General features: G+C 60.2%; 4 protein-coding genes. All 4 read right to left on the bottom strand.

Features of this window, described 5'->3' with window-relative positions; translation table 11 throughout:
* Positions 1-1,327, bottom strand: a 1,327-nt coding sequence (locus KDH09_12330) for an SAM-dependent DNA methyltransferase (protein MCB0220477.1), incomplete at its 3' end; no start/stop codon positions are given.
* A 2-nt stretch (positions 1,328-1,329) separates the two neighbouring features.
* Complete coding sequence (locus KDH09_12325; protein MCB0220476.1) at positions 1,330-1,812, bottom strand: type II toxin-antitoxin system VapC family toxin; 483 nt, start codon at positions 1,810-1,812, stop codon at positions 1,330-1,332.
* Positions 1,809-2,735 (bottom strand): hypothetical protein, encoded by a 927-nt coding sequence (locus KDH09_12320; protein MCB0220475.1) that lies wholly within the window; start codon positions 2,733-2,735, stop codon positions 1,809-1,811. The genes KDH09_12325 and KDH09_12320 overlap by 4 nt, the downstream gene beginning before the upstream one ends.
* Before the next feature lie 133 nt (positions 2,736-2,868).
* Positions 2,869-4,063 (bottom strand): hypothetical protein (locus KDH09_12315; protein ID MCB0220474.1); only part of this gene is annotated, 1,195 nt, incomplete at its 5' end.

The following is a 4,063-nucleotide window of genomic DNA, read 5'->3' as shown; positions in this document are numbered from 1 at the left end:
TGTCGCGCTTGAGAAGTTCCTCGTAGTCGTAGGCGCGCCAGCGGCCATCGGGATTCTTTTCCGACCAGGTGGCCTTCCGCTTGCCGGGCTCCCCGGGTTTATAGAGGCTCACGAACTCGTCGAGATCGGCGCGCTTTAACGTATTGGTCTTGAGCGTAAAATGCCTGTTCGTGCGCAGGTCGTAGATCCAGAGCTTCTTCGTCCACGCCTTTTCGCTGCCGGGCTTTTTATCGAAGAAAAGCACGTTCGCCTTGACGCCCTGGGCGTAGAAGATGCCCGTGGGAAGGCGCAGCAGGGTGTGGACGTCGCACTCGTGCAGGAGCTTGCGGCGCACGGTCTCTCCGGCGCCGCCCTCAAAGAGCACGTTGTCGGGCACCACCACTGCAGCCCGGCCGTGAATCTTGAGCAGGGTGTGCACGTGCTGGACGAAGTTGAGCTGCTTGTTGCTTGTCGTCGCCCAGAAGTCGCCGCGCATGATGGTGAGCGCCTCTTTGCTCGTCCTCCCGTCCTCGGCAATGACCGTGACGCTCGACTTCTTGCCAAAGGGCGGGTTGGTCAGCACCATCTCGAATTTCTCGCCGGGATCGGCCGCCAGGGCGTCGTCCACTTCGATGGGGCTCTCCTCGCCGCCGATGCCGTGCAGGTAGAGGTTCATCACCGCCAGACGGGCGGTATTGGGAACCAGCTCCCAGCCGCGGAGGGCCTCGTCCTTGAGGAATCGCCGCTGATCCTTGTCGAGCTTGTTGTGCCCGGCCACGTAGTCGTGGGCCGCGAGCAAAAAGCCGCCGGTGCCGCAGGCGGGGTCGCACACCCGCTCGCCGGGTTTGGGTTGCATCACATCAACCAGCGCCTGAATGAGCGCGCGCGGGGTGAAATACTGGCCCGCGCCGGACTTGGTGTCCTCGGCGTTCTTCTCCAGCAGCCCCTCGTAGGCGTCGCCCTTTACGTCCGTTTCGAGCGACATCCACTGTTCGGGATCGATCAGGTCCACGATCAGCTTGCGCAGCTTCGCCGGGTCCTGGATCTCGCTCTTGGCCTTCTTGAAGATTACCCCGAGCATCCCCTTGCGCTTTCCCAGCTCTTCCAAAGTGTGGCGATACTGGGTCTCCAGCGCGTCACCATCCTTCGACTTGAGCGCCTCCCAGTCGTATTCCTTGGGAATGCGGCGCTTTTCGTTGAACGGCGGTTTGCTCCGCTCGTCCATCATTTTGAGAAACAGCAGGAAGGTGAGCTGTTCGAGGTAGCTCTGGTAGGAGAGGCCATCATCGCGCAGGACGTTGCAGTAGTTCCAGAGCTTCTGGACGACTTGCTGGGCGTGGTTGGACATGGCTACTTGCCGCCTTTCGCATCTCGATTGAGCTTCTTCAGTTCCTCGGGATCAATGCGTTCCACCCGAAGACCAAGTGGGACGAGGCGCGCGAAATCACGATCAGCAGTCAGCACCGTGGCATCGACCGCGACCGCGCAGGCTGCAATCCAAATATCATGTGGGTTACCGAGCCTTTGCCCGACGTTGTAGAGATGCCCTGAAAAATCCGCGAACAGTTCAGTGACCGGACCGTTGTTCAATTCCACAACAGGAAGCTCCTGCAACAAATCGTTAAGCCGTCGCTTCTTGTCCTCGCCCCAGGGATTTTTCCCGGTCCGCGAGAATGCGAGACACTCCCCCACGGTAACGCGCGAGATCAACGGCTTGCGCGGACGCTCGCCTAATCGATATTCCGAGTAAACCCACGCCCCGGCGGGACGCTTCCTGACCAGATGGAGCAGGATGCTCCTATCGAGCAGAATGCGCGCGTCGTCAGGTATCACGCCAGGCACTCTAGGAATTCGGCAAGCTCTTCATCAGTCTCATCGCCCGGCCACTGGCCGACAATCGCATTGATGCCCGACCGTGGCCCCTGCAGCTGGTCATAAGCCCTTGCATCGAGCTGTGCCACAAGCGGCCCCGGTTCCATCCCGAAAATCTCCAGATCGTTTTTGCCCGGTTTCTCGATCCGGTCGGCCTCAATGCGAAGCACTGCACCCGAGGGACGGTAGTGCGCAAATCCCGAAACCACTGCGGGTTCCCCGAAAAAGTCAGCCAAAATTCTGGATTCAATCTCTTCAGCGAGCCCTTTGATCGTCTTCCCGTCCGGCAGAATCAAGGTAAACATGTGGTCGTGATCACGGATGGCATCGAGTTTCCCCGCAACCATCACACGCCTGGGTTCAGGAGTCTCACGCCGCAGGCGGCTGACCGTTTCGATCCCTGCCGCATCAAGCGAAATAACCGGACCGGCATCCTTGATTTCCAGAGCCTCGAATCCGTCCTTGAACAATGCTGAGAACCCCGTAAAGGTTTTGAGCAGTGACTCATCATAGAGATCGCTCTCCCGCGAACCGGCGAGCGCATCGCGGAGGCTTTCTTCGAGCAGCTCAAAGGAAGTTCTGGAAGTATCTAGCTCTTTGGTGAAATCCATCTGCCCGAACATATGTGGGACCGCCTCGGCAAGGGACGGCGCCTCGAAGTGAAGCCGCGTTGACCCTTCGGAAAGGCCGACCAGCTCAAAATCCGCAGCCCTCCCCAGCCATTCAGGCTGGATGCCCTTCGCCGTGCTTCGCCCTTCGACCCGCAGGCGCACCGCCTTCCGGGCACCATCGGAGAGAACGTCGAGCAAATCCCGCAGCGCGCGGACCGAAACGCGTGCACCGGTGGCGCGAGGGCCTGTCAGTCGTATGGAATGTTCACGCATGGAAACACTCTCCTCTCTCAAAGAGGATCCTGGCCCGCTGTTTACAGTATAGCGCGGGCCGTGACATCCGGTGTCACAATTGGAACGTGGGTGGAAACCCCTATATACCCCGTCTGGGGGCGCTTTCCAATACTCATCCTCGCCCCCTCTTCGCCGCGGTCTTCCGCTTCGCGGCCTTTTTCACCGTCTTTCGTTTTTTCCCCGCCCCCGCCCGCGCTTCGCGTTCGGAGCCGATGCGCTCTAAAAGCACGCTGGCCGGTTCGTCGTCCGGGTCCTGCGGGACCAGGCGGCCCTCGAAGGCGCGCTTGAGAATCGCCTGGCGGAGGCGTTCGGCGCGGGTCTCGAGCTCAGCGATTACGCCCATCGTCTTTTCAACTACCGAGAGCTTTGACTCGACTTCCAAAGAGATGCGCATCTGCTCCAGGAGTGGCGCAATCGGCACGGGCGCTTGCTTGAGGTCACCACCTGATATGCCCGCTTGGCCCGCAGTCGTGCGCGTTCGGCTCCGAATAAAATCTCGCGATGCACCTGTGGAAAACACAATCTGAAGAAACGAAGGTGGCGAAAGTGACGAGGGGACACGAACACGGATCAGCTTATCAGGGTATACAAACGGCTCGGGAAGCGCAGGCACAACTCCGCAGACGCCTACCAGTTCTGGCGAGCCGTTGTAACGAGTAAAGAGCAAATCACCTTCTTCAATCGCAAAATCCGAATACGCCTCCAGATCGTCCGTCAAATAGCGACGGTCGTCCAAATCTACCGACATCGACCGGACAGAACTGATGCGAAGAATCGAAAGACCAGTGTCGCCATCCGGCTTCTTAGAGATCCCGTTGCGTAGACTCAGTTGAAGCTGCTCCACGCTCGCCCAGCACCACCCCTCCGGCAGCTCGGGCAACTCGCTCACATCCGGCGCGGTGGGTTCCTGGTATTTCTTCTTCCATGCATCGTCCTTCGGCAGCTTCCCCTTCGCCTCGAACTTCGCGAGCTGGTCTTCTTCCCATTTCCGGCGGCGCTCCTTGAGGATGCGCTGCAGGAGCACGTCGGCGCTCTCAAAGCCCCGGCCCTCGGCGCGGGCGAGCGCGGCTTCGGTAGGGACGAGGCGCCCCTCGCAGGCGGCCTTGAGCACGCTGGCGCGGTAGCGTTTCAGGTTCGCCTGCACCCGCCGCAGGGCCTCCACCGCCGCATCCAGCCGGGTGAACTGCTTTTCGATTTCATCGACGATGCGGCGTTGTTCGCGTTCAGGTGGAAGACTGACGGCGGTGCTATCGAAGCGGCCTTTGGTGATATGGACCATTCCCGATCCGTGGGTTTGTCGATAGAGG

The sequence above is a fragment of the Chrysiogenia bacterium genome (assembly GCA_020434085.1).
Taxonomy (GTDB): Bacteria; JAGRBM01; JAGRBM01; order JAGRBM01; family JAGRBM01; genus JAGRBM01.
This window is presented reverse-complemented; position numbering and strand designations above follow the sequence as displayed.